The organism is Infirmifilum lucidum, assembly GCF_014876775.1.
Classification (GTDB): Archaea; Thermoproteota; Thermoprotei; order Thermofilales; family Thermofilaceae; genus Thermofilum; species Thermofilum lucidum.
The window spans coordinates 1,222,145-1,246,611 of record NZ_CP062310.1 but is presented as its reverse complement, the minus strand read 5'-3'; the positions used below and the strand labels follow the sequence as shown (position 1 = coordinate 1,246,611).

General features: G+C 50.5%; 32 protein-coding genes. 11 read left to right on the top strand and 21 right to left on the bottom strand.

All coding sequences use genetic code 11. The features are described 5' to 3' along the window. Window positions 1-73 precede the first annotated feature (73 nt). The gene (locus IG193_RS07055) at window positions 74-634 is read left to right on the top strand and encodes an archaemetzincin family Zn-dependent metalloprotease (RefSeq protein ID WP_192818479.1); all 561 of its coding nucleotides are present in this window, start codon (window positions 74-76) and stop codon (window positions 632-634) included. Between the two features lie 6 nt (window positions 635-640). Here the strand turns inward: IG193_RS07055 and IG193_RS07050 are convergent, their stop codons facing one another. Beyond that, window positions 641-1,375, bottom strand: coding sequence for a 5-formyltetrahydrofolate cyclo-ligase (locus IG193_RS07050; protein WP_192818478.1), 735 nt, complete (start codon window positions 1,373-1,375; stop codon window positions 641-643). A 131-nt stretch (window positions 1,376-1,506) separates the two neighbouring features. Between IG193_RS07050 and IG193_RS07045 the strand changes: the two genes are divergently transcribed. Then, window positions 1,507-1,755 carry a ribbon-helix-helix domain-containing protein gene (locus IG193_RS07045; protein ID WP_192818477.1) on the top strand — a complete coding sequence of 83 codons (249 nt, stop codon included), beginning with the start codon at window positions 1,507-1,509 and terminating at the stop codon, window positions 1,753-1,755. 45 nt (window positions 1,756-1,800) lie between these two features. Here IG193_RS07045 and metG read toward each other — a convergent pair whose 3' ends face one another. Next, window positions 1,801-2,127 (bottom strand): methionine--tRNA ligase subunit beta, encoded by a 327-nt coding sequence (gene metG / locus IG193_RS07040; RefSeq protein ID WP_192818476.1) that lies wholly within the window; start codon window positions 2,125-2,127, stop codon window positions 1,801-1,803. Window positions 2,128-2,201: 74 nt separating this feature from the next. On the opposite strand from metG, the gene IG193_RS07035 reads away from it, so the two are divergent. After that, window positions 2,202-2,495 carry a helix-turn-helix domain-containing protein gene (locus IG193_RS07035; RefSeq protein ID WP_225876132.1) on the top strand — a complete coding sequence of 98 codons (294 nt, stop codon included), beginning with the start codon at window positions 2,202-2,204 and terminating at the stop codon, window positions 2,493-2,495. A 47-nt stretch (window positions 2,496-2,542) separates the two neighbouring features. Beyond that, entirely contained in the window at window positions 2,543-3,121 is a 579-nt protein-coding gene (locus tag IG193_RS07030) for a cysteine hydrolase family protein (RefSeq protein WP_192818474.1), read from the top strand. Between the two features lie 3 nt (window positions 3,122-3,124). On the opposite strand, the gene xerA is transcribed toward IG193_RS07030, so the two are convergent. The 8 genes from xerA to eno form a co-directional block, all read right to left on the bottom strand. Beyond that, window positions 3,125-3,988, bottom strand: a complete 864-nt coding sequence (gene xerA, locus IG193_RS07025) for a site-specific tyrosine recombinase/integron integrase (protein WP_192818473.1) — start codon at window positions 3,986-3,988, stop codon at window positions 3,125-3,127. Continuing rightward, window positions 3,981-4,454 (bottom strand): bifunctional nuclease family protein, encoded by a 474-nt coding sequence (locus tag IG193_RS07020; RefSeq protein WP_192818472.1) that lies wholly within the window; start codon window positions 4,452-4,454, stop codon window positions 3,981-3,983. Before IG193_RS07020 ends, xerA begins: the two co-directional genes overlap by 8 nt. Then, window positions 4,444-5,112 carry a hypothetical protein gene (locus IG193_RS07015; RefSeq protein WP_192818471.1) on the bottom strand — a complete coding sequence of 223 codons (669 nt, stop codon included), beginning with the start codon at window positions 5,110-5,112 and terminating at the stop codon, window positions 4,444-4,446. Before IG193_RS07015 ends, IG193_RS07020 begins: the two co-directional genes overlap by 11 nt. A gap of 76 nt (window positions 5,113-5,188) precedes the next feature. Next, complete coding sequence (locus IG193_RS07010) at window positions 5,189-5,518, bottom strand: hypothetical protein (protein WP_192818470.1); 330 nt, start codon at window positions 5,516-5,518, stop codon at window positions 5,189-5,191. A 153-nt stretch (window positions 5,519-5,671) separates the two neighbouring features. Beyond that, the gene (locus IG193_RS07005) at window positions 5,672-6,367 is read right to left on the bottom strand and encodes an acetate--CoA ligase family protein (protein WP_192818469.1); all 696 of its coding nucleotides are present in this window, start codon (window positions 6,365-6,367) and stop codon (window positions 5,672-5,674) included. 5 nt (window positions 6,368-6,372) lie between these two features. Continuing rightward, window positions 6,373-7,593, bottom strand: coding sequence for a DegT/DnrJ/EryC1/StrS family aminotransferase (locus tag IG193_RS07000; RefSeq protein ID WP_192818468.1), 1,221 nt, complete (start codon window positions 7,591-7,593; stop codon window positions 6,373-6,375). A 55-nt stretch (window positions 7,594-7,648) separates the two neighbouring features. Beyond that, on the bottom strand, window positions 7,649-8,449 hold the full coding sequence (locus IG193_RS06995; protein ID WP_192818467.1) for an HD domain-containing protein: 801 nt from the start codon (window positions 8,447-8,449) through the stop codon (window positions 7,649-7,651). Between the two features lie 50 nt (window positions 8,450-8,499). Continuing rightward, window positions 8,500-9,822: a phosphopyruvate hydratase gene (eno, locus tag IG193_RS06990; protein WP_192818466.1), complete on the bottom strand. Its 1,323-nt coding sequence runs from the start codon at window positions 9,820-9,822 to the stop codon at window positions 8,500-8,502. Between the two features lie 133 nt (window positions 9,823-9,955). On the opposite strand from eno, the gene IG193_RS06985 reads away from it, so the two are divergent. Next, window positions 9,956-10,711 carry a nucleotidyltransferase family protein gene (locus IG193_RS06985; RefSeq protein ID WP_192818465.1) on the top strand — a complete coding sequence of 252 codons (756 nt, stop codon included), beginning with the start codon at window positions 9,956-9,958 and terminating at the stop codon, window positions 10,709-10,711. Here IG193_RS06985 and IG193_RS06980 read toward each other — a convergent pair. From IG193_RS06980 to IG193_RS06965, 4 genes are all read right to left on the bottom strand, one after another. Next, window positions 10,689-11,819, bottom strand: a complete 1,131-nt coding sequence (locus IG193_RS06980) for an FAD-dependent monooxygenase (protein WP_192818464.1) — start codon at window positions 11,817-11,819, stop codon at window positions 10,689-10,691. The genes IG193_RS06985 and IG193_RS06980 overlap by 23 nt on opposite strands. A gap of 49 nt (window positions 11,820-11,868) precedes the next feature. Then, window positions 11,869-12,219: a PadR family transcriptional regulator gene (locus tag IG193_RS06975; protein WP_192818463.1), complete on the bottom strand. Its 351-nt coding sequence runs from the start codon at window positions 12,217-12,219 to the stop codon at window positions 11,869-11,871. Between the two features lie 61 nt (window positions 12,220-12,280). Next, a complete protein-coding gene (locus tag IG193_RS06970) occupies window positions 12,281-12,937 on the bottom strand; it encodes a methyltransferase domain-containing protein (protein WP_192818462.1) in 657 nt (218 codons plus the stop codon). Continuing rightward, complete coding sequence (locus tag IG193_RS06965) at window positions 12,913-13,815, bottom strand: polyprenyl synthetase family protein (protein ID WP_192818461.1); 903 nt, start codon at window positions 13,813-13,815, stop codon at window positions 12,913-12,915. Before IG193_RS06965 ends, IG193_RS06970 begins: the two co-directional genes overlap by 25 nt. A gap of 62 nt (window positions 13,816-13,877) precedes the next feature. Here IG193_RS06965 and IG193_RS06960 point away from each other — a divergent pair, with 62 nt between their 5' ends. Continuing rightward, the gene (locus tag IG193_RS06960; protein WP_192818460.1) at window positions 13,878-14,711 is read left to right on the top strand and encodes a TatD family hydrolase; all 834 of its coding nucleotides are present in this window, start codon (window positions 13,878-13,880) and stop codon (window positions 14,709-14,711) included. Further along, window positions 14,674-16,140: an acetyl-CoA carboxylase biotin carboxylase subunit gene (locus IG193_RS06955; protein WP_192818459.1), complete on the top strand. Its 1,467-nt coding sequence runs from the start codon at window positions 14,674-14,676 to the stop codon at window positions 16,138-16,140. The genes IG193_RS06960 and IG193_RS06955 overlap by 38 nt, the downstream gene beginning before the upstream one ends. A gap of 3 nt (window positions 16,141-16,143) precedes the next feature. Here the strand turns inward: IG193_RS06955 and speE are convergent, their stop codons facing one another. From speE to IG193_RS06940, 3 genes are all read right to left on the bottom strand, one after another. Next, the gene (gene speE, locus IG193_RS06950) at window positions 16,144-17,064 is read right to left on the bottom strand and encodes a polyamine aminopropyltransferase (protein ID WP_192818458.1); all 921 of its coding nucleotides are present in this window, start codon (window positions 17,062-17,064) and stop codon (window positions 16,144-16,146) included. 314 nt (window positions 17,065-17,378) lie between these two features. Next, a complete protein-coding gene (locus IG193_RS06945) occupies window positions 17,379-17,606 on the bottom strand; it encodes a winged helix-turn-helix domain-containing protein (protein ID WP_192818457.1) in 228 nt (75 codons plus the stop codon). A 17-nt stretch (window positions 17,607-17,623) separates the two neighbouring features. Then, the gene (locus IG193_RS06940; RefSeq protein WP_192818456.1) at window positions 17,624-18,538 is read right to left on the bottom strand and encodes a metal ABC transporter substrate-binding protein; all 915 of its coding nucleotides are present in this window, start codon (window positions 18,536-18,538) and stop codon (window positions 17,624-17,626) included. A 78-nt stretch (window positions 18,539-18,616) separates the two neighbouring features. Between IG193_RS06940 and IG193_RS06935 the strand changes: the two genes are divergently transcribed. Genes IG193_RS06935 through IG193_RS06925 form a run of 3 tightly spaced genes read left to right on the top strand, consistent with a single transcriptional unit; the run spans window position 18,617 to window position 20,583 of the window. Next, entirely contained in the window at window positions 18,617-19,384 is a 768-nt protein-coding gene (locus IG193_RS06935) for a metal ABC transporter ATP-binding protein (protein ID WP_192818455.1), read from the top strand. Window positions 19,385-19,393: 9 nt separating this feature from the next. Next, window positions 19,394-20,194: a metal ABC transporter permease gene (locus IG193_RS06930; protein ID WP_192818454.1), complete on the top strand. Its 801-nt coding sequence runs from the start codon at window positions 19,394-19,396 to the stop codon at window positions 20,192-20,194. Then, window positions 20,191-20,583 carry a CopG family ribbon-helix-helix protein gene (locus IG193_RS06925; RefSeq protein WP_192818453.1) on the top strand — a complete coding sequence of 131 codons (393 nt, stop codon included), beginning with the start codon at window positions 20,191-20,193 and terminating at the stop codon, window positions 20,581-20,583. The genes IG193_RS06930 and IG193_RS06925 overlap by 4 nt, the downstream gene beginning before the upstream one ends. Here the strand turns inward: IG193_RS06925 and IG193_RS06920 are convergent. The 3 genes from IG193_RS06920 to IG193_RS06910 are packed head-to-tail and all read right to left on the bottom strand — an operon-like array spanning window position 20,564 to window position 22,558. After that, window positions 20,564-21,160, bottom strand: coding sequence for a tRNA(Phe) 7-((3-amino-3-carboxypropyl)-4-demethylwyosine(37)-N(4))-methyltransferase (locus IG193_RS06920; protein WP_192818452.1), 597 nt, complete (start codon window positions 21,158-21,160; stop codon window positions 20,564-20,566). The genes IG193_RS06925 and IG193_RS06920 overlap by 20 nt on opposite strands. After that, window positions 21,157-21,888, bottom strand: coding sequence for a purine-nucleoside phosphorylase (locus IG193_RS06915; protein ID WP_192818451.1), 732 nt, complete (start codon window positions 21,886-21,888; stop codon window positions 21,157-21,159). The genes IG193_RS06920 and IG193_RS06915 overlap by 4 nt, the downstream gene beginning before the upstream one ends. A gap of 7 nt (window positions 21,889-21,895) precedes the next feature. Further along, window positions 21,896-22,558: a metallophosphoesterase family protein gene (locus IG193_RS06910; RefSeq protein WP_192818450.1), complete on the bottom strand. Its 663-nt coding sequence runs from the start codon at window positions 22,556-22,558 to the stop codon at window positions 21,896-21,898. Between the two features lie 104 nt (window positions 22,559-22,662). Between IG193_RS06910 and IG193_RS06905 the strand changes: the two genes are divergently transcribed. Beyond that, window positions 22,663-24,219 carry a gluzincin family metallopeptidase gene (locus IG193_RS06905; protein WP_192818449.1) on the top strand — a complete coding sequence of 519 codons (1,557 nt, stop codon included), beginning with the start codon at window positions 22,663-22,665 and terminating at the stop codon, window positions 24,217-24,219. On the opposite strand, the gene IG193_RS06900 is transcribed toward IG193_RS06905, so the two are convergent. Then, entirely contained in the window at window positions 24,190-24,429 is a 240-nt protein-coding gene (locus IG193_RS06900; RefSeq protein ID WP_192818448.1) for a ferredoxin, read from the bottom strand. The genes IG193_RS06905 and IG193_RS06900 overlap by 30 nt on opposite strands. Window positions 24,430-24,467: the final 38 nt, after the last annotated feature.

Below are 24,467 nucleotides of genomic sequence, written 5' to 3'. Positions count from 1 at the left end.
CTTCGACGAGTAAAGGGTGGGTTTACAGTAATGCTTTTGACTAGGAGTCCTCACACTGTAGTACTGCTGTCATATGCCTGAATACGCAATTAGGGTTGTCCCGCTGGGAGTATACCGAGAAGATGTGGAGTGGCTTGTACAGTCTCTCAGAAATATTTTAAATTCGACGGCGGTTATAGAGCCAAAACTCCTGGGCATGAGCGTTCTGCTAGACTTTTACGATGAAGAAAGGGATCAAATAAACGCCGAGAAACTTCTCAAAAAGCTCCAGTCAGTGGTTGGTGTAGTCCCTCATCAACGCATACTTGTGCTAGTCAGCGGCGACGGATTTGTGGAGGGGCTCAACTTTGTCTTCGGTATTTCTAAACCAGGCTGGGGTGGTATTGTTTTCACCGAGAGGCTAAAACCAGAGTTTTATGGCGACTCGCCCTCAGCTCCTCTATTTAGGGCTAGGCTTCTAAAGGAGAGCTTGCACGAGCTAGGGCACAGCTTTGGACTGTCGCACTGCCCTCGAAGATGTGTAATGAGGTTCAGTAACTCCATCTACGATGTTGACGATAAACCAGCGAGCTTCTGTAGCTCGTGCATAGTGGCTCTCAACAGGCTGGCTCCTGGTCTTCTGAGAGTAGCTTAGCACCAGTTAAGATATACCGAATAAGGCCCGTAGAATGGGAGTCGACTTTATAAAATCTATCGGGAGAAGCTCCCAAATGATACCCGGGGGACGTGGGTAGGCTGTCGAAGTAGCTATCAGCTGTGTTGGAGTTGCGATGTAGTCGACCGGCACATCGTGCCTATACATTGGTATCTTCTTGTCGATCACCTGTAGGTCGTGAACCGCTGTAATAATAGGGGTTTTCTCGTTAATCACGTGTAACTCCCTGAGGATTGCATACTCCAGGTCGTAGATTCCATCCCCTCTCCCCAGTCTGGAGCCATCTCTGTTGACAGCAACGCTACCTACTACTATAATATCAATGTCTACGCCCTCTGGCCACTTTATTCTTTCCCCCAGGGCTAATACGCCTCTAAGAGTTGACGCGAAAACATACTTGGATGGGGCTATCTTCTCGGGGTCTAGGACTGCATATCCCCGTAACTTAGGTAGGGATACCACAACTTTCTTACCTCTCTTGAGCGATTCTTCCCTTATAATGCGGTTAGACAGGTCAGGGGTGGTATAGACTGTTTGCGCGCGCCTGAAGCTCTCAAGCTTCAAGACTTTGGCTACAATACCGCTACTGCCTACAAACCCGGGGATTTTCCCGTAGCATGGTCTAGGGCTTGTTACCACTTCATATCTCTCAAGAGTAGCCCAGACTTCCCTCCTAATGGCGTCTTTCTCCTTATCGCGTACTCTCTGAGGCTCTGCCATACAGCTCAAAGCATACATCTGCCCTAGTGTAAATTAAAGTTTCGAGTAGGCAGTTTGTAAATTGTCCTACGGTTTTAGTGTAGACTTATCGCTAGCATGCTTTATACCTAGCTTGGAGAGAGTACTATCCGATGAGCTCGAAGAACAATCTACCAAGTAGTTATTACATCACAAATAGGGGGGACTACACGTCCGTCACAAAAGTTATCTCCGTCAAGTTACCCGTAGGCTTGATAGACGCTCTCGACCAGCTCATCGAGAAAGGGTACTTCCAGAACCGGAGCGATGCAATACGTGAAGCCATAAGGAAGCTTCTCTCGAACTACAGAGAAATGGATACCGCTAGGTTCGACCGTGGCCTTCACTTGGGAATACGCTAGGAAAATATTTTCTTCCCTCTATTTTCTTTATATTTCTACTCTCTCCTAACTTATTTTGGCTCCGGGTTTCACGTCTTTATCGGGTACTAGAAGTACGGGCTTCCCGTCTTCCACTGCAGCCAGCAACATGCCCTGCGAGATATACCCCATCAGCGTCTTCGGCTCTAGGTTAGCCAGTACGACAACAAGCTTTCCAACTAAATCCTCAGGATTGTAGAACGGTCTTAGGCCCGCGACTAGTTGTCGGACTTCGCCACCAATGTCCACCTTTAACAGTATTAGCTTCTCGCTTCTCTGTATGGCTTCGGCCTGTAGTATTTTGCCCACGCGTAAATCGAGCTTCTGGAACTCTTCAACTTTTATAGTTGGCATGGCAAGTTGGTGAGCGGGCTAGAGGTTAATTTTTATTTTGGAGTCGCAGTATGTGGTAACAAGGAAGCGTGGATATGGAGAGCATCGATAAGAAGCTAATATTTACGGAGAGCGACTTAATCCTACTCGCACTTCTCTCGGGGGAGAAGAAGATAACGGAGCTAAGACCAGCCACGGGCCTCTCCACGACTTCTATTTACAACAATGTGAAGAAGCTCATAGAGTACGGGCTCGTAGAGGAGGATAGGAAGGGTAGCCCGGGTAATAGGATTTTGAGGCTGACCGAGAAAGGGCAGAGAGTCGCCAGTATCCTCAAGATGCTAGAAGAAGAACTAAAGCCTAAAGTCGTTGTCCTTAAACCAGAGTGAGAGAAACTCTAATATAGGACTCTTGAGACGTAAACCTTGGAGCCTGTATGCCCAGGTATGCTGTCCTCGTCGTAGACATGCTCGAGGAGTTTGTCCGAGGCCGGTTGCGCGCAGAGAACGCGGAACGCATAATTCCTCACATCAGGAGGCTACTGGACTTTGCCCGCGGAAGGGGCATACCCGTAATCTACACCGTTGACCAGCATTACCAAGGCATAGATTTCGAGACAAAGTTCTGGGGGCCCCATGCGGTAAAGGGCAGCAGTGAAGCTAAGATTGTCAGCGAACTCTCTCCAGTCGAGAAAGATTTTATTGTGCCCAAGAGGAGGTACGACGCGTTTGTTTTCACGGATCTCGACATGCTTCTCAGGGAGTTGGGGGTTCACACCTTGATAGTCACCGGGATACACACCCATATATGCGTGCAACAGACGGCTCTTGGAGCCTTCTATAGAGGGTATAAGGTCGTGATCCCCCTGGAATGCGTAGCGGCTGCGAGCGAGGAATGGCACAAGATTGGGCTAGAGTACATGAAGAGCTTCGCGGGCGCAGAAATCATCGACCTGGAGGCTCTTCTTAGGAGGCTCGACGTGGAACTACGCTCCAATTTCTCTGAAGTCGTTTAAGCCCTAGATGAGCGAGTCCCAGACTCTCTCGTAGTCTCTCCGCAAGCGTTCCCGAGAGACGTGGGCGTACACTTGAGTCGTATTGAGGTTGGAGTGCCCTAGCAGTTCCTGGATCTCCCTTACATCTAGACCCGCTGCGAGGCTAAGGGTTGCAAACGTGTGGCGTAGTAGGTGGGGTGTTACCCTCTTGCTAATGCCTGCCCTTCTAGCTAGGTTCTTTAACGCCCTCTCTATGGTCGTATAGTGAACGTGCACATTGGGGTTCTTGGGAGAGGGGAATAGCCACTCGGAGTTAACACTTTCGATATACGTGGCGAGTAGTTCTGCGACTGACTGGGGGAAGTACACGTACCTTTCCTTGGAGCCCTTCCCTTTCACCCTAATTGTCCTCTTCTCCAAGTCAATATCCGACTTTCTAATATTGACTAGTTCTGCCACCCGTAGCCCGGTTGAAAACAAGAGTAGAACGATCAACTTGTCTCTAACGTTACTCGCCGCCTCGACGATCTTCTTGACTTCGCCTGGTTCAAGGTACCTCGGGAGCTTCCTCTCGCGTTTGGGGAGCTCGAATCCCCGCAGGGCGTCTCCCTTGCCTATAAACTCCAGGAACCTCTTTACTGCCACAGCGGCAGTGTATATGCTGTCAGGCTTCCATCCTCTCTGACGTAGGTGCGCCAGGAACAAGTCGATGTCGTACACTTGTACGTCCGAAATGCTCTTACCGCCTAGGAACTCTATGAAGCTTTCAAGTACGCTCCTGAAAGTCTTGATAGTCTTATCTGATCTATTACGGGCAACAAGGTGTGATACGTATAGGTCTACTAGCTCACGATTACTCAGGTCTAGTGTCGTCCTCCCTTTACTCATTCTCCTCTCTGAACCCCAGTTCTTCTAGTGTTCTCGTAAGCTTCTCCAGGTGGGCAGCGACATAAACAGGGGCGCCAGCCCGTAGAGCTATCGCTACGCTGTCACTTGGCCTAGCGTCGATAAAAATCCTTTCGGCTTTTTGATCCGTGCCTCTCCTGAGTACAATGGTCGCCGTGTATACGCTGTTGTTCAGGAGTGCATCTATAGTTACCCTCTCTACAGACACTCCCAGTGTGTCTAGGATGCTGACTATTAAGTCGTGAGTCATCGGCCTCTCCATCCTCACACCGCTCAAAGCATTCTGTATCGCTATACCCTCGCTAACGCCTATGTAGATTGGCAGAACCTTTCCCTTCCATTCCGGTGCCTCTAGCAGCATGACAAAGCCTGCTCCTCCAGCTTCAAAGACCACGGGGTAAACACCTACTACATCTACCTTTAAGTAGCCTTCCTTTTCACCACTCAACTACCTCACCCCGTGCTTCCTGAAAGAACGATGGGTTTACTCTAACAACAACGAGGTTCCCCTTAAACTGGCTTATCTCCTTTACTCTTCTTATGAGTTCATTGACCACGAAGAGCGGGTTAGAACTTATAAACTTCACAGATTCGTCCACAGACTGGTTGATAGCTACCTTATATATGACTTCCTTTAAGGCCATATCCGCCATAAGGTTCGTGAAGCACACTTCTCCTAATCTAATAAGGGAGCCGACTGCGAATTTCTTGAGCGTCATAGCTTCATCGCTTAGGCTGTCTAAGATCGGCGAGACTTTGTCTTCGAGGCGTTGAACAGCCTTGACGTTCTCGGGGTCATCCGACATTACGAGCTTTACCCTCTGCCTCCACTTGAGAGCCCATACCTCGACCCAGTCACTTAGAGTCGAGTCGAATTCCAGGGGGTTTTCCTCTGCAAGCTTTGAGGCAAGTACTAGCGACTTATACGCGTAGTCGGGGTCGTAGAGGAAGTCGTACTTCACCGCGAGGTAGTTTATAAGATCCTGTGTTGCCACGTCGCTCATGAACTCGACCTCCTGTTGCGTAAGGCCGGTGAAGCTCCTAGCTATGTAATGGGAAACTATGGATCTTAGCGTAGAATAGGCGGCGGAATTCTTCCACTCCATTACAGCAGGTGCACCTATTTCTCTATGAAAAAGGGCTCTTAAAAAGGTATTTGGTTTGGGAAAAAAGGTTCTAGGTTTATATGAGGTGTGGGATGCCAAGCATCGTTACGAAGACGCTAAAGACGTAGACCAGGAATGCTATGATCGCTGCTCCTACCCAGCTTACTCCGAATATCTTCCTTAGAGCCCAGAGCCAGACGAGTACTGCTATGATGTTCGCAAACGGTATGCGTATTATGTTGAATAAAGCGAATATCAACTCACCTACTAGCGCTGCCAGGAGTGCCCCACCTAAGTTTTCTCGCTTCTGCTTTCCAGGGTAAATTTTAAGTACAACGAATATTATGATGGCGCTAACAATCCATGCGACTATGAATTCAAGAATAGTTCCGGCCTTTATGACCATGCTCTCTACCAAGTAAAAATTATACACGTGGAAAATAAAAAATTTCATGGGAGAAGCTTTTTAAACCGTGCTCTGGCGTTAGGATTGGATGATGAAGCGACGGTAAAATGACTGGTGAAGAGTCTTCTCGCACCTGACTTCCCGAAGAAATTTCTAGTGAAGGCTGAGTTTGAAGCGTGCGTCCGCTATCTTCACCCAATCCGATGAGACGAAAGTGGGGTTCAGATCCATCTCGCTAACCACGCTGGAAAGCTCCGAGAACATTACCGAAGCTCTACTTATCGTCTCAGCAAGCATCTCGACGTTTGCACGCGGTAGCCCTCTATAACCCTCTAGGATTCTGTAACCCTTAATCTTCTTGATTATTTCGAGGGCATCCTCGTACGTCACAGGTGCTATTTCGAAGACAACATCTTTCAAGACCTCAACCAGTATCCCGCCTATGCCAAACGCAATGACCGGCCCGAACTGCTCGTCTCTTAAACCACCTATAATAACTTCGTGCGCCCTCTGAACCATCTCTTGCACTACAAAACCACTTATCCTCGCTCCGGGTAATTTTTGCTTGATGCCCGAAAGCATCTCCACCATCGCCTTCGAGAGTTCACTCTCAGAGGATAGCCCCACCTTCACGGCCCCTGCCTCTGTCTTGTGCACTACGTCTGGGCTATCAATCTTCAGTACCACCGGGAACCCTACACTGCCTACCTTTGAGACTTCCTCTGGACCCTTTACTACCACGTACTTAGCTACTGGTAGGTTGTAGCTTTCGAGTAACTTTAAGGACTCGGAGAGCGAGAGGAAAGCCCTCCCCTCACTAATAGCTTTGTCTAGAATCGGGTTACCCATCGGGCTCACTTCCTGTAATATATCAGTACCTTCTTTAAAGCCTTTGCTGTATCAATAGCGTCCTCAATGCTCATTCCTGCTAGCGTGGGCAGGGTTACGACGCTCCTAGCTGCGAGTTCGGCCCTCGGGGCTAAGCCGGGTTTATATGCTATCCTCCTGCCGTAGAATGGGCAGAACCAGGGGCACCCGTGCCCGTAGGCGTCGAGTTTCTGGAAGAGTGGGTTCTCGTATATTGTACGGGGGTACGAAACTAGTACTAGAACATTTTCCCGTTTGACTGCTTCGATGATTCTGTCCCGGTCAACTCTCAGGTTCTCGAGCCTGAGCAATACCTGGTAGATGTGCCACGTGTGCTTAACGTGTTTCTTAGGCTTGGGTAGCAGGAGAAGGTCGCCGTCAAGGCTCTCCAGCTCTTCAGTGTATATTTTTGCGATCTCCTCCCGCATTCTATTAAGCTCCTCTATGCGTGCTAGCTGGCCCAAGCCTAAGGCAGCTTGCAACTCTGTCATTCGGTAATTCCAGCCGAGGAGTACGTGGTAGTAGCGCTCTTCGGAGCCGTGCTCGACAAAGAGTCTCGCACTCTTATAGACTTCTTCACTATTCGTCGTCACCATCCCCCCCTCTCCCGTGGTCATGTTCTTAGACTGATAGAAGCTAAAGGCCCCTACGTCCCCTATGCCCCCCACCTTTCTACCCCTATACTCGCTCCCGATAGCCTGGGCACAGTCCTCAATAACTGCCAGGTTGTTCTCGCGGGCGATCTTCACGATCTCGTCCATCTCCGCAGGGTGGCCTGCGAGGTGCACTACCAGTATAGCCTTTGTCCTGGGAGTTATCTTGTCAACTATTGTTTCGGGATCCAGGTTTAAGGTATCGAGCTCTATATCGCCGAAGACGGGTATCGCGTTGTTATGGAGTATGGCCGTAGCGGTAGCGACAAAACTAAAAGGCGTGGTGACCACCTCATCTCCAACCCCTATCCCGAGGCTAGCCACAGCCGTGTGGAGGGCCGCCGTGCCGCTAGAGACGGCTAGTGCATGCCGGGTTCCCACAAACTCTTTGAACTTCTCTTCGAATTTGCGGACAAAAACACCAACGCCAGAGGCTAATCGCCCAGATTCAAGGACTGAGAGTACGAGTTGTTTTTCGTGTTCAGAGATCCTAGGGAAGTATTCCTTAAAATGCTCTCTTACGGGTTTTCCACCCTCAATGGCGGGAATTTCCATTGCAACCGAAGTCTGTAAGGCATATCTCCTGTTATTAAGGCTAATCTTTAATCGCCTAGAGAAGCGACGTTACCAGCTCTTCTCTAGCGTTGTATATGTTTACCCTCACGAGGCCCTTCAGCTTACTGGACTCGAGCTTCGGCATGAGAACTCTCTCAACCTGGAAAAATCCGGCAAGGTCTCCCATGTAGACGGAGACCTGTATCGGCACGTCCCTCCCGGGAGACAGCTCTACACGTTTTATGTTAAGAGCCGATATAGAGTGCATGTCTACCTTCCCCATCTTGTACGGTAGACGTGCGCGGCCTTCCGACATGTCTAGGCCGTCTGCGAGCTTCACTATACTGCTCTCAAGCGTTAAAGCCTTGACGTCGTACTCCGTGCTAAAAATTGCTGATAAAACCTCTTGTCTAAGCGTATATCTCCTAATGCCGATGTCAGGGTGAACCGCGTTTATAATCCTATCTGCAATGTCCTTGGCAAGTATGCTACCTATAATCTCGTGACTTTCGCGGTGGACAGAGTTCCCAATATCGTGGAGGTAGCTGGCTAGAACGAGAATTGTTTTTACTTCATCCACGCTCTTTGCTGTCCCATCTCTTAGAGTCGTGAACTCAACCCCCTTGCTGAGGAGCAAGCCCATTATCTCTAAGGAGGTTCCCGCTACTATTCTAGCGTGCACAGGCCCATGGTCGTTGTATCCGAGACGCCTAACGGCGATTATATTGCTCATTTCCAGCAGGGCTTGAACCTCCCGGTCGTCCTCTATCGTTTTTACTAGCTCGGCTACAAACTTGTCTCTCTCAACCCATATGTCGAGAATGTGCTTAGAGATTACGACTGCTGAACTAGACATAGGAGGTTAGAAAGAAGACATCTCAACTTAAAACATTTTCGCGCCCACTCCTAAAGCGATGCCATCTTGTAGTGTTTAAAAGCCGCTATTCCAAGGTATCTTGCCCGAGACCCCAGCTCCTCTTCAACCCTAATGAGCTCGTTGTACTTCGCGGTTCTCTCTCCTCTAGCCGGAGCTCCCGTTTTAATCTGTCCCGTATTCAGAGCGACGGCAATGTGGGCTATCGTGGTGTCTTCGCTCTCCCCACTCCTGTGGCTCACTATCACTGAGTAGCCGTTGTTCATAGCCAGCCTCGCCGCTTCAAATGATTCTGTTAGCGTCCCGATCTGGTTGACTTTTAGGAGTAGTGCATTGGCCGCGCCCAGTGATATGCCCTTCAATAACCTTGAAGCGTTAGTGACGAATAAGTCGTCGCCTACGACCTGCACTTTGAGCTCTCTTGTTGCAATAGCAAATCCCTCGAAGTCATCTTCTTGTAGCGGGTCTTCAATGGAAACTATTGGGAACTCATTTACGAGTTCCTTGTAGTAGTCGAGGAGCTGCTCTCGTCTAAACTCCCTCCCATCCAGCAAATAAGCCCCCCTCCCACCATCATAAAACTCTGAGGCAGCGGCATCTAATGCCAGCGCAACGTCCTTGCCGGGGTCGTAGCCGGCCAGCTTTATTGCCTCGACGAGGGCTCTTAGGGCTTCCCTAGACTCCTTCATGGGCGGCGCAAACCCACCTTCGTCCCCCACATTAATAGCCTGGCTCCCGTAGCGCTCCTTTAGGACGTTTCTCAGCGAGTGGTAGACTTCGCTGCTAATCTTCAAGGCTTCAGAGAAAGTCTTAGCCCCTACTGGGACTATCATAAACTCTTGTATCTTGAGCTCGTTCCCGGCGTGCTTGCCGCCGTTTATGACGTTCATGAGGGGTACGGGTAGGACGTGTGCTTGAAGGCCTCCTAGGTACGCGTAGAGGGGCATCCCGTACGTATTTGCCGCCGCGTGCGCTACGGCTAGTGATACAGAGAGTATAGCGTTAGCTCCTAACCTCGACTTGTTCGGAGTACCGTCTAGCTCAACCATTCTCCTGTCTATTTCCTCTTGCTTCCGTGAGTCCATTCCTACAATTTCCCTCGCAATGACAGTATTGACATTTTCAACAGCCCTCGAGACACCTCTCCCGTGGAAGTCTCTCCCACCGTCGCGGAGCTCGAGTGCCTCATGAGTGCCCGTAGAGGCGCCGGAAGGGACTATTGCCCGGCCTATCCCACCTCCCAGGGTATAAACTTCCGCTTCGACTGTTGGATTTCCACGCGAGTCGAGAACCCATCTAGCTCTAACCCTTGTTATGTCGAAGTCTTCCTCCCAGACGTATTTCGCCGTTGACACAATGCTAATCACTGATAGCCACGATTTAACTTTCGCGGCTACTATGCCTTATTATTAATCATTGTGTTATCTAAAAAACGGGGGAGAAGGGTAAATTCATATAGTTTTCCAGCGTTAAACTAGCGGTGTAAGCTTGACGCAAAACGTAATCGGTGTCGTTCTCTGCGGCGGGGAGGGGAGGCGTTTAAGGCCGCTAACGTACTACTTCCAAAAGGCCATGATACCTATTGGCTCGCAACAGAAGCCACTACTCGAGTACATCGTCCGGCTGATGAAGTACCACGGCATTAATAATATCGTGATGCTAGTCGGCTATAAGGGGCAACAAATTGTGAACTACTTTAACAATGGAGAGAGGTACAACGTTAAGATTTCCTACGTCTGGGACGACCCTAGCTTCGGCGGCAATGGCGGCGCTCTTTATAACGCTTACCTAAAGGGCGTGTTCGACAGTGCTGAAAATATTCTGGTCTACTACGGCGACATCCTAAGCGACATCAACCTCACAGAAATGTTGAAATTCCACGAAGAAGGGGGTTTCGCGGCTACTCTCGCGCTCTCTCCAAACTACAGGGTCGCGGTTGGAGTGGCTGAGCTCAACGGCCACGAAGTAGTGGAAATGGTTGAAAAGCCTCCTCTTGGAAAGCCTGTTACTATAGGTATACTCGCTGTACGGAGAAGAGCGCTGGAGCTACTCCACGAGCTAGCCGAGGTCAAGAAAGAGATAGACATAATGGGCGACCTCATAAGGGCTCTAATAGAGAGGAAGTTTAAAGTCGGAGGGTATCTGACAACGGCCTTCTGGTTCGACTTGGGGACAACTGAAGCATACGAGAAACTCGATCCCAGTGACGTTGATAAAAAATTCAGCTTTCTCTTCCAGGAGTGAGGAAGTAATACAGGAAAGTTTTTTCGCCTTTGATCACCCTCGCCATGAACTTTTCCGGTACTAGTGCAAGTAGGCCCGAGTACCTCCAGTTACTGTACATGAAGTCTACGAGCCTTCTATACCTCCTGCCTACGAGCAGTATACTCCCCACCTCCCTCCACGCCCGCTCCTGGTAAATACTAGGGTTGTCGAGCCAGACAGACTCGGCTGCTAGAATCCCGAGGGCCATCGAGGTGAAGATACCGCCGCCGTTTATGGGGTTTGTAGCCCCTAGGGAGTCGCCCGCGAAGAGTACTTTTCCGCAAGTAGGGCTGGCGTAGAAACCCGAGACAGGTATCCACCTAGACCTTGGAGGCTCTAAAGCCTTAGAGGATTCAAAGTAGTTATGAGGATTTAGCTCAATGAAATCGTGTAGCAAGCGAATGGGGTTTACGCCTTTCCTGATGAAACTGTAACGAACCCCGATGCCCACGTTCGAAACGCCGTCACGGTGGGGTATTATCCACGCATAGCCCCCGGGTGTCCTGGGAGAAGCATACATGTACAATATTCTCTCCTCCATGCCGGGCGTCTGCATCTTCATGTTTACACCCAGGGCTAAATCAGCGTCGTCGAGCCTAGCTTGACAGCCCACGAACTGACGGGTTAGGGAGGGGTACCCCTCTGCGGAGATGATATACTCGCTCTCGATGGTTCTGCCTTTCCTCGTTTTGATCACATAGTGGCCGGCCTCCCGTTTTACATAGACGACGTCGTCTCCGAGAATGTAGTTCGATCCCTCAACGAGTCTCTCAGCCAGTTCCTTCCTGCTAATAGTAAACCCCCGGATCTTCATGCGGAAAGTCTTAACCCCCTCTATTTCCAGGCGAACTTCCTCGAATGTATTTAGCCTCTTGGCTAAGCCAATATACTTGAAGGCTAGCCTAACAGAGGGTTTCTCACTAATGAATGGTATAGTCTCGGGCTCCGGCAAGAATTCCCCGCAAACAGTAGGCGTCTCAACGCTTACTTTGCGTTCTATGCCTATGGCTTCTACACCTAGCTCGTTTAACCTCCTCAGAGCCGCTGAGCCCGCAGGGCCTAGGCCAACTACAGCTACCTTGAACATAGGCAGAGCCGGATAATGAAGAGGTCAGGATATACCTGTTGATTGGCTCTCACGGCAGGCAGACTTTCTCCCGCCCCAGCACCTTCACTGCCGTCTGTATAACAGATAGGGAACGCTCGAGCAAGTCTCTTACGAACTCAACTCCTTCAGGAGTCAGCCTGTACGTCTTCTTGTCGCGCGAGCCTACCTCACGTGACTCTACAAGGCCTGCTTCCTCTACTTTCTTCAGGTAGGGGTACACTTGCGAGGGGCCGACTTGTGCCCCAAGCATCTTCTCTAGGAGCCTCATTAACTCGTAGCCGTGTTTCTCGCCCTCAGCTAACAGTATTAAGGTATAAAGTTTTATCACGGTATTCACTCTTAGAGACCCTACATCGCCAGAGTTTTTAGAGCGTGGCATACTAGACTTAGTCCATGGTTTTTTAGATATAAATTTATTGTAATATTAAAGCCGGGGGTAACTAATTTACGGGCAGGTACACTATAGATACCAGACCTAGCCCCCTTCTAGCGATGATCACTCCTCCAATTCTCTTGAAGAAATCAGCTCTAGGCATTAGCAGTAATGTAGGAAGTATAAGCTCCCAACGTCCTCTGCGTCCCCCACTTGCAACGAAGCCCATGGCCGGTGCTATGTACCCAAAGTAGAACGTTACAGCCGGGCGCAAGTAGGGGCTTGTCGAGAAGAGGTCTAGAATTACCACTCCCCTCTTCGATACGCGCCTCATGTTGAACAGCCCGAGCGCCTTATCCATGAAGTCGCGGAAGCTAAACATCGCTGTAGCGAAGTCGAAAGATTTGTCCCTGAAAGGCATGTACTCTGCTACAGCCACGACGCGGTGGAAGTTCGGAAGAGCGCTGTGATTTCTTGCCGGAAGAGGGTCTAGGCAGACGACTTCTTCCGTTCTCGAAGCCAACTGAGTTAGATACACCCCGTCCCCGCACCCGACGTCTAGAACCCTGCCGTAGACCAGGCCTAGAACCACTCTCCTAAGGGCTCCATGAGTCCCCAGGCTCATTGCAGTGTTCGCTCTCTCGTAAACCGCCTCGTTGAAGAGGTAGCCTAGAGTGCGCTCGACGCGGAGCCACAGGTCTAAGGGTAACCCTGAGGGGCCCAAAGCCTCCACCTCGAGTACAGCTCCTCTTTTAGGGTATTCCCAACTGAGCACTTACACTCCCTAAGAAACAATTCGAGTGAATACATAGCAAAGTAGGCGAGTTCTTCCGAGAGAGCCATAGCACTCCTTAGACAACGCTCTAACTCGTTTGCAAAGATTTTACCCGCATAAGATAGTGGGTCGCCGTCTGACTCCCTGAGTAGCTGTACGACGCTACCACTATCCCTGACGCCGTTCTCTATGTCAACGAGGTCATCGAGTATCTGGTAAGCTCGCCCGAGAGAAGCCCCGTAGAGTCTAGCGTATTCCACGGCTGATTCTGGGTACTGAACCGCGTAGAGAGGAAGAACAGCGGAAGCCTCGAAGACAGCCCCTGTTTTGTGTGAAATGATGTCTATATATCTGATGCCAGGATCACGCCCGTTCAGTATTTCAATGTCCCAGAGTTGCCCTAGTGCTGCGCGATACCACGCGTCCATGCTTTCAATGACAGCCTTTACTCCAGCGCGTGCAACATACTTTATCGCGGTTGACATCATTATGTGGGGGAAGACTATAGCCTCTTCCAAGCCGTAACGTTTCCAAAAGCTCTCCTTGCCACGCCTCGATTCAGATTTATCTATTATGTCGTCGTGAATGAGGCTCGCCGAGTGCATGAGCTCCAGGGCTAGAGCGACCGGAAGTGCTGGCCTTGCGTCTCCTGCAAGTACCTCAGCGGTGAACAGCGCGAGCACTCCGCGTATCTCCTTCCCCCCATGTAATGCGTACATTAATTTCTCTTTGAGAGCGTGCTCCTTGAAGAGCTCCTTCTCGATATAGTGTTCAAGCTCCACCCTCAGAGCCCTTACTCTCGACTCCAGAAGCGTCGCAAACTGCATTAAGTACCCTTTCAGCTCTACCACGCATAACGAATATAAGACTTACCTGTGGACTCCAACAAGTGATTGATGCGCACTGCCACTTGACGTACCCGGGGCTCAGAGAGCTACTACCGGATGTCCTGGACAATGCCGTCACTGTGCTTAATGGCATCGTTACATCTGCTTTCCCCTTCGCCAGGGAGAAAAGACCTGGCTTTGAAGATGCATTTGAGGCTTTAAGCCTAAGCCAGAAGTACCCTGCCTTCGTATTCGTAACCCTAGGACTACACCCCGTGCAAGTTGCCGATATGGACGACGAGGAGATCGAGCTCTACAAGGAGCTTGTCTACCAGCACGCCAATAGAATAGTGGGGATTGGGGAAATAGGCCTCGACAGGTTCTGGGTGAAGAGCGAGGAAGAGTACGCGCGTACGAGGAGGGTTTTCCTCGAAATGCTCGAGGTAGCTGAGAAGATAGGAAAGCCTGTAGTCGTCCATAGCAGGAAAGCAGAAGAAGAGGTTGTTGACATTCTAACAAGCTTTAGCTTAGAGGAAAACGTCCTCATGCATTCATTTACCGGAAACATGACTACGGCCAAGAAGGCATTAGACATGGGGTTCTACTTCTCGGTAAATTACAAGGTGAGGGATACAAAGAACATGAGGAAGATTGCCAGGAGTTTTCCTCTAGAGCACATCCTCACGGAGACCGATGCCCCGTTCCTATCTCCACATGGTGGGGTAAACACCCCTCTAAGCGTGAAAGTCGTTATTGAGGAAATAGCCAGCCTCAGGGGTTCTCAACCCGAAGAGATAGATAAAATAACCACTGAGAACGCTATTAAATTTTACAGGATAGCCCAACAGGGGGTTACACATGGGGGATCTTTTCAGAAAAATACTCGTAGCGAATAGAGGAGAAATCGCTGTTAGAGTTATCAGGACTGCGAGAGACCTGGGAATCAAGACCGTAGCCATCTACAGCGACGCGGACAGAGACGCCTTACACGTAAGGCTTGCCGACGAGAAGGCACGTGTTGGTCCACCAGAGCCAAAACAAAGCTACCTTAACATCAAGGCAATTATACAGGCCGCCTTGAGTCATGGCGCCGAGGCCATTCACCCTGGCTACGGTTTTCTCTCCCAGAACGCCCTCTTTGCGAGAGAGGTTATCGAGAGCGGCCTCGTATGGATAGGCCCACCCCCCTCTGTGCTCGAACTAACAGGCGACAAGCTTGCCTCGAGAAAGTTCTTCGCAGAGAACGGTATTCCAGTAGTCCCCGGGACATTTGAACCCGTTGACCCAGAGAATGCCCCAGATGTAGCTGAGGAACTAGGATACCCCGTTATTGTTAAGCCTGCGGGGGGCGGGGGTGGAATCGGGATGTTTATAGCAAGCACTCCCGGCGACCTTAAAGACAAAATTGAAAAGGCTTCTAAACTGGCGTCATCTTCCTTCGCCAGATACGAGGTTTATCTTGAAAAGTACTTCCCGAGATCTAAACACATTGAGGTGCAAATACTCGGCGACACGCACGGGAAGATTGTACATCTCTTCGAGAGGGAATGCAGCGTTCAGAGAAGGTTCCAAAAAGTCATCGAGGAAGCGCCTTCTCCATCAATTACCCCCGAGGAACGTAAAGAAGTTCTAAGAGTTGCGGTAAAAGCTGCTGAGAGCTGCCGGTATGTGAACGCGGGTACGTTTGAGTTTCTCTTCGACGTCGAGGAGAGGAAGTTCTACCTGCTTGAAGTTAACACGAGGATACAGGTAGAGCATCCCATCACTGAAATGATAACAGGAGTCGATATCGTTGAACAACAGATCCGCATTGCGGCTGGCGAGCATCTAGCCTCTTCTCTGGCAATGCCGAGCATGAACGGCCACGCCATAGAGGCGCGGGTCTACGCTGAAGACCCGTGGAACAGCTTCATGCCTTCCCCCGGAAAGATAACTCAGCTAGTATTGCCAGCCGGGCCGTGGGTGCGTGTAGACAGCGGTGTTTACGAGGGATTTACTGTGCCAGAGTTCTATGACCCACTCCTCATGAAGGTAGTAGCTTGGGGTTCTAGCAGGGAAGCTGCGCGGGCCAGGCTGGTCAGAGCGCTGGAGGAGCTCAAGATTGGCGGGATTAAGACTAACCGCCTGTTTCTGATCAGTATTCTTCAGCATCCAGAGTTCGTTAACAGGACTTATACTACACGTCTACTAGAGGATAAAAGCCTCTACGAGAGAAGAGTCGAGGAGAGCGAAGAACCTGTAAGAGTGGAAGTTGGAAAAACCACCGCCCCCCAGAGGCCTCATAGGGTGAATTATTGGCGCCTGCTTGCAAGGGCCTACTCGTGAGAACTATAGGCTTATCTCAAGTGGATGGCTCATAGTCGAAATCTCTCTGTACTTTCTCATCTTCTCCTCCATGTAGCGGGGGATCTTGAAGAGGAAGTAGTAGTGGTCTAAGTCCAGGAAGCGGAGGTTGAGCTTACCAAGCCTTTCCTCTAGCTCTGCCCTGGGGATAGCTAGAGGATCCCTTGATAGCGAGCCCAGCACAAAACCCCACTCGCTGTAGAAGGCAGGGACGAAGACTTTGTAGGGCCTAGCAACCGGGAATACCGTACTGACGGTGTTATTTATGACGGAGAAGGCACGCAAGTAATACCTTGCTGAGGTCGCTTGCGTCACCATGACCCCTTCTGGGGTTAGGGCCTTCTTTACACTCTCGTAGAACTCTTTTGTATAGAGTAGAACCCCGGGAGTGTCCTTTATTGGGTCGGTAAGGTCTAGAATTATTACGTCGAATTTCTCGTTAGTGTTCTCTATGTATTCCTTCCCGTCCATGAAAACAAGCTCTACCCTCGGGTCGTCGAACGACCCCCGGTGCCACTCGTGAAGGTACTTCTTGGCGAGCTCGACGAGCTCTCTGTCTATGTCGACCATGACGACGCGTTGCACGCTCTCGTGCTTCAAAACCTCCCTTATCGTGGCACCCTCCCCGCCACCTACAACGAGAACGCTCCTAGGGTGAGGGTGTGTTAGCATCGCGGGGTGAACCAGGCTCTCGTGGTAGATGAACTCGTCCTCCTCGCTACTCTGCGCATACCCATCAAGAAAGAGTACAAGGCCGAAGGATCCTGTCCTCGCAATAGTTACTCTCTGATACTTTGTCCTGCCATCATAGATCAGCTCCTCTATGCCGTGCATGTGTGCTTCCATGGAACTTAGCCACTCTATGTACCAGAGAATACCTATGTATTTTGCCTGTGCGTCTTGCATAGGTTAAGGGTAACCAGACGGCTATTTAATCTCTACGGGTTTTTCCCTTCCTACCCCTCTCGAAGCCGTAGTGCCGCCACGGTGCTAGACAACGCTAAGAGAAAACTGTTTCTTCTATGCCGTGTTGAGAGCCGTACTGTACGAGGCCAGCAAAGAAGGAGTTTACGTGTTGCTTAAGCCCGACTTGGGATAAATTCTCGCAGAAGCCCGAGCGAGGAGTCAGGTGTCCTAGCCTACATCACCTATGTCAGCAGTTCCAGCGCTCTTCATCCTCAAAACAGAGAAACTATGGAAGTAAATAAAAACTTCTTTTTTTACGCTTTAATGGCTTCTTTACCTTTGTCTGTTATCCTGTACTTCCCCTCTCCGGCTTTTTCCACAAGGCCCTGGTTTACGAGACCCCGGATTTTGCCTGTGACCTTCCTGACATCGAGGCCTGCCTTCTCTGCTATCTCCTTGCACGAAGCTGGCTGTGTAAATGTTGCCAGGGCTTTTAGTATGTTAATGGCCGTATCGTCCAGTTTCTTTGAACCGCAGGGCATGTTTTCACCGCTTACTTCTATCCAGTTGTAGCTAATTTAGTTAACTCTTGAGATACTTTCAAGATTTTGTTCAGGGTACTTTCAGGGGATGTAGGATGGGGAACCAAGATGTAGGGAACATTGTACTTGGACGCTAACTCGATAGCCTTCTTCGCCAGTGGGGTTTCTGTGGGCCCGGCTATCACCACTAGTCTACACTCGCCGCTTTTGAGGCTGTTCTCTATTCTTGCTATGTCTTCTGGGGTTGCTGGTAAATCATGCTCCTTTATGAGGAGGTACTTGACCCTGACTCCCGCCCACTCGACAGCGTACTGTGCAGTGGGCGATGAGGCAACAGCGCAGAGATCTAACTTCTCAGTATTGGATTCTACGGCAGCAACACTACTTAGTATCTTCTCCAGATTTTGCCTGTACGCCTTAGCACATGCAGGCCTTAGTTTCTCGAGCTGCGCCTCCACGTATGTCATGTACAGCTTGTAGTTCTCGGGGTCGTATAGTGGCCAGTGGTAGTTAGGCTGCCCTGTTGCAGGGTTATTAAGTATCTTGATGCCTGGAATACTTGGTATTTCTACGAGGATTGCTCTTATCTCACCCCTACTAACGAGATCCCTTATCTGTACCTCGAATGGAGCATGTGCCGTGGAGATTATTATGTCGGCTCTCCTCAAGTTGTCGACGCCACTGGGTGTCAGCTGGTACTCGTGGGGGTCAACACCCGGAGGGGTTACGGAGAACACGGAGTCGCCGCTACAGACCAGTAGGTCAAGGTCAGGCTTAAGGGAGTAGAATGTAACTGCAACCACAACCCCCGTTTTCTCTTGAGGCGACCCACCTCGGAGTAGGGAGTACTCCGATAGCAGGGCCACCAGGATGATGACTACTAGTATAGCCGCAGCGGGCAATATTCTCCTGAACACGTGCACGCCTCCCATTGTCATCTCCTATTTTGTGCACTCTAGGATAGAGCCCATATTAGTAAACTATTTATTTGTGCACAATTATTTAAACTTATGGGTGAATTCGTGCACAATGAAGTAGTGCTACAGGTGAGGGATCTTTCGTTTGCGTACAACTCCTCGGAGTATATTTTATCCGGCGAGAATTTCACACTCGAGGGCACAGGTTTAACTACCATACTCGGGCCAAACGGCTCAGGAAAAACGACATTCTTTAAAGTCCTCCTAGGGCTTCTGAAGCCGATTAAAGGTAAAGTCCTCGTAAACGGCGAGGACGTAACGGGCAACCCCTTAGCAGCTGGGCGTCTAATGAGCTATGTACCCCAGATCTCAAACCTTAGATTCAGCTACCCCGTAACTGGGCGTGAGCTCGTAGAGGCGGCGGTTCTCGAAAAGCAGAAGTACAGGGGTCACAAGTGCAGGGATGTTGTCGAGAAGTACATTAAGGCAGTGAAAGCCGAGGAGTTCGTGGATAGGAAGCTGGGCTCGCTGAGTGGCGGGCAGCTACAGCGTATCCTCATCGCTAGAGCCCTGGCCCGGGAAACTCCTATCCTGCTCCTAGACGAGCCCTTCTCTGGTATAGACCCGAGGGGTAGGGAGGAGATAGTCTCGTTTATCCAGAAGCTATCCAGGGAGAAGATGGTGCTCTTAACTACTCATGACCCTGTTCTAACCCTGAACGTGAGCAAGTACGTCATAGTCTTCAATAGGGGTATAAAGGCTATGGGCTCACCACGAGATGTCTTCAGGCTGGACTTGCTTAGAAAAGCCTATGGAGATGGTGTTTTGATTATTGAAAAGTGCTTGCACATTCTAGCGTAGGTGGGGTCTATGTATTTGGATCCTCGCTGGCTTATCCTGATCGCCTCAACGTCCCTTGCTCTCAGCTCTCTGAGCCCGATCATAACCGTGAGGAGGCTCAACTTCTTCGCGTCAGCCTTGCCGCACACCTCTCTACTAGCTATAGCGCTGGGATACCTGTTCTCAACAGTACTAGGTGGAAACCCAACAATCCTGGCTATTTTACTCAGTGTCCCCCTCTCATTTCTGCAAATATACTTAGTTCAGAGAGGAGTAGACGAGGACACAGCAACTTCTGTCTTCGTAGCTTTTACTACGTCGATGAGTATCGCTGTAATCTACTATATACTCACGAAATACTCGGCACAGGTCAGCCTGTGGTCGTACATTCTGGGTGACCCTCTGCTTTCAACGTGGGAAGATATAGCCTATGCACTAGCTGTATCTCTAGGCGTCGCGGTTTCCAGCCTAATACTCTATGACAAAGAGGTACTAGTAGGAGTAGACAGGGACTACGCGATGCTCATAGGCATAAACGTCAAGCTGCACGACTACATTGTTGTGACGCTACTCACAGTCGCGAGTGTCGGGCTCCTCCGGGTAGTTGGTTTCGTGATCGAACACGTAGTCTTACTTCTACCTTCAGCTATAGCTTTAATTCTAGCAAGGAACTCGAGAGAGGCGCTGTGGATAAGCATAGCGGTGTCTACCGCCTCGGGATTAGCCGGCTTGTTACTAGCCGTCAGCTTTGATCTCGCTCCTTCAGCCACCTTTGGGCTCATCCTCTTCATGATATACCTCGCCGCCCTAATCCAGGGTGAGAGAACATGAAAACTTGTAAGATAAGGTTCGGAGTTAGTCTTGAAGCTAAGCTTGCCGAAGATGTTGAAAGGATAGCTGTAGCTATGGGTACGAACAGATCCCACATAGTTAACCTAGCCGTGAGAAAGTTCCTCGATGAGACCTACCACTTCACAGTTCCACATGAGTGTGAGGGCATCATGATAATAAGCTACGAACCTGAGAGAAGTGAGAAGATAGACCCAGAAATCGAGAATAGGAAGGAGGGTATTCACAGTAGGCTACACATCCACACGTCCGAGGGGTTGTGCATAGAGGTTCTCCACGTGAAGGCTCACAGCAACGACATTCTCGAGTTTGAAAGCTCAATGGCCCGCTGTGGGTGTAAAGCGTGCAAGTTCATACCGTGCCACTCCTAGTAAACGCCTCTGCAAGCCTGTTGAGTCTACTCTTCCCCCGCAAGAGTAGCTCATTAGCAGCGCTGACCAAGAGGGGGTACTTCTCAGGGGCAATAACCTCTACGCCTCCCAGTCTCAGCGGAGCCTCAATTTTTTCCATCGACATTACTTCGATAACAATCCGCCTGCCAAGGCCCTGTATGCCGCTGTGCTTAAAGCCTGAATTCCTAGCTGTTACCAGGAGCCGCCTAGCCGAGTTCATGTCGCGGGCCACAACGTGAATGATGGGCGGGTGCACGGAGAGCCACACGCTGTCCTCGTCCGTGGCGTCCATAACCACCCACAGATCCTCTGGCGTGATTGTCCTGTGCCACTTAGCTAAAACCCTCAGTTTACCCTTTTCCCCTGGGTGACGGCCCGCCACAACCTGGATTCTCCCGCTACAGCTACTCGTTGTGTAGTAGTTTGGAGAAGAGTTTATCAAGTCTAGGAGCCACACGATGTCAGCGTCGACTCTCCCCTCCAGCTTGTGGTTCTCCAGCTGGGCCAGGGCTTTCCTCCGCAGGGCATCCCACTTCTCTTCGCGCGGGGCCGTCACTGTGTACCGCTAGTTAGCGCTTCTAGGGCTATTTGAACCATTCTGAGCTCGAGCTCTTCCCTCTGCTCAGTCAATTCCTCGCCTGAAGCCATGTTGTCTACAACCAGCGCTAGAGCCCCCGTCTTGAAGCCTCTATACCTGCCGAGAGCAAAGAGAGTTGCGGACTCCATCTCCAGGACGTCAATGCCCAACGAGCCCCACTCAGGGGCTCTCTTCTCGACAACGTGAAAAGCGTCGTGTGAAAGAGCGACTCCGCGAAGGTACTTTACTCCAAGCCTCTTGGCCGCTCTCTCCAGGCTCAAGACTAGCTCGGGAGTAGCGTACGCGGGAAAGGATACGCCCGGGAAGTATGATCCCAGCGTGCCTCCTGGAGTGTACGCTGAAGCTTCAATTATCACTATTGTTCCGGCGGCCGCCTCCCTTCTAAGGGCACCACACGTTCCGGCTCTAATGATCTCCCTTGCACCGAGCATGAATAACTCTTCAAACACAATGGCCGCGGATGGCGCGCCAATCCCATGCGTAGCTAGGGTTACTCTGACACCGTTGTATTCACCAGTGATTGTGAGGAAGCCTCTGTGCTTGTTGACTATGCGAGGGTTGTCGAGTAGCCTCGACGCCTTTTCGACGCGTTGGGGGTCGCCCGATACGACGACTTTCTCCGCTACGTCACCGGGTCTCGCCAGTATATGGTATGGCCTTTTGGAGAGAGGGTGGTAGTAGCCCATAATAGGTCTAGGAAAAGACTAATCTAAAACGTTTACCGTCATACAGTACGAAGCTGTTGGACGGCCTCCTCCAGTACGGCATGCGGGAGTGCCATGTTGCGCGCCAGGAGCCTGGATTACCAAGCCTCCTCTCGTGATCTAGCCCTGGAATATGCGTGTGCCCCATAAAGAGCCAGCTACTCCTGCCGCACAGTCTCTTCCTTGCCTGCTCCTCGAGGAAGAGGCTCTTTCCAAGAATAGCCATCGTTCTATTCACGAAGTATGCTATAGCGCCGTTCGGAACGACTATGTCACCGTGAGTCAAACAGACCTCTTCACCGCCAAGCCCAATGTTTATCACTCGGGCTACGTGAATGACCGTGCCGCCAAGATTAAACTCCGCCTCACCGAGTATGGGGTCGTGGGAGGATAAGCTCGGAGTGTACAGGACGTACCTTGGCGAATACGTGCTAAAACCCAGTCTAGCCATCTCTAGGGCGAGCGTGGCCGGGTCTACGTCTACGTGAAAATCGTCGAAGAGGTCTCCGAGAATAGCGATGCAGTCGACGTTTTCCTCCTTCGCCGCGCCAAGAACCTCTAAAACTGGGCTACACGGTCTGCCTCTTTTGCAGTGTGTATCGGAGAAGATTAAAGCCCTCCTACACGGCAACGCGAGTTCCTTCCCACCCATTCTACTCCACCTCTAGGAGGCCTTCACTTGTCGACCCCCGCTCCAATCTACTCTAGACAGCTAACCTATTTAACCGCTCGGGGTATAACTACAAAGGGCCTGCTATGAGGGCTGGTTCCGCGCGTCTCTTACCAGTGTCCCTAGCTCTGATTATCGTCTTGGGTACGGTTCTGGCCTCTAGCAGGGCTAGAGGCCAGAGCAACGTACAGGTTAAGGCATTTATAAACGTGGAAGAAAGCGGCAATGCAACAGTCACCCTGGTTTTTAAGTCGCAGGGCGAGGCTTCTCTTTCATTCACGTTACCGAAATTTGAGAAATACACTGTGTGTAACAGTTATGGCAACTTCCAAGTTAAGGACTTGCCATCCTATGCATACTTCTACTACAATTCAACCATAGTACTTACGCCTGGAGCCAATGGAACCTCAATGCTGTACATATGTTACAATTTCCCGTATGCAAGTCTACTCTCGGGTAATCAAGGGTGGTTCATGAGCCCCATGCTCGTCTCGAGTCCTCCCGTACAGGTAGAGGTCTATGTAAGGATACCTAACGTCGAGGTGATCACGCTCGAATTCCCTCGTGTACTTAGCCTCGACAGGAGCGGTTACAGGGTTTACTTACTCACGCCAGGAGAGCGCCAGCTCATACCGGGTAGGGTAGTGATAGAGTATAAAACCACTAAACAGGTACAAACTGTAAACTTCACGAAAATCCGGCTAGCCAAGTTCACGATAGAATCCCCCATATACTACCGCAGTTTATCCGAGAGAATCCTAGAAATCGCGGCCCGGGCTTACGAGCGGCTCCAGGCTATCTCGGGGGTTTCAATGGATCACGTACACTTCAAGCTATATCTCCCGATGGAAAGGCTTGGCGGCATCAGCGCCCTAGGTTTTGTGATGGGTGAAGACATCAACGCTGGCGGCAGGGGACCTATAATGCTAAACCTGGCCCTGATAAGGTACGCGCCCGGCTACCTGGAGACCACCGTGATACATGAAATGATCCACTCATTTCTCGGACGCGCCGGAGTGGAGGCTAATGATCAAACAAGGTGGTTCCACGAGGGGCTGGCACAATACATCTCTATCCTAGTAGCACAGGAGATAGGTATCAACGTCTCAGATTACGCCGGAGAACTATACAATGCTTCTACCGCGCTCTACAAGTACGTCTCCGGCAATTTCTCCTTCATACAGTCCTGGCCCTCAGACCCGAACCTCATCAGCAGCGCCTACCTAGCTAGTTTCTACATTGTGAACAATATTTCATCGACGTTCGACGGCGAGGAGTTCATTAGATCTCTCTTTAATGCCATAAAATCCTATGGGAAGGTAAGAACCAGCGACGACATCGTTAATGTCGTGAACATGGCTGCCGGCAGGAACCTAGCTCCGCTCTTCAGGGCATGGGGTTTTACCGGGGTACGCGACTGGCACGGGCAAGCCGACTCACCTACGACGCCACCTGGAAACAGTGCTCAACGCCAGGCAAAATTCTCGGTTGTCGTGCTCTTCATCGGAATACTCATCGCCTTGATTACCTATACTCTTAACAACCGCGTGCAGAGGGAGCTTGAAGTCGCTAGAAGTAGGAGCGTATTTAGGGAGAAAGAAAGCGACTTAGCTTTACTCGACTTTTGTCACGTGAATTATTGATACAGGGCAGGCTTCAGCCGCGCTCTTAATGCACTCCTCTAGCTCGCCGGGTACCTCGCCCTCTCCAGGGTTGTTGCCGACCCTGTATTTGGCAACAATCTGGCTCTTCCCGTCTTCTTCGTTCATCTCGAAAACTTCGGGGCATAGACTTACACAAGCCATGTCGCTAATGCACTGATCCCGGTCTATTGTTACCTTGAACTTGGGCATCGGCTGGCACCACCCTTTTCTCCATTAAGCTTAATATA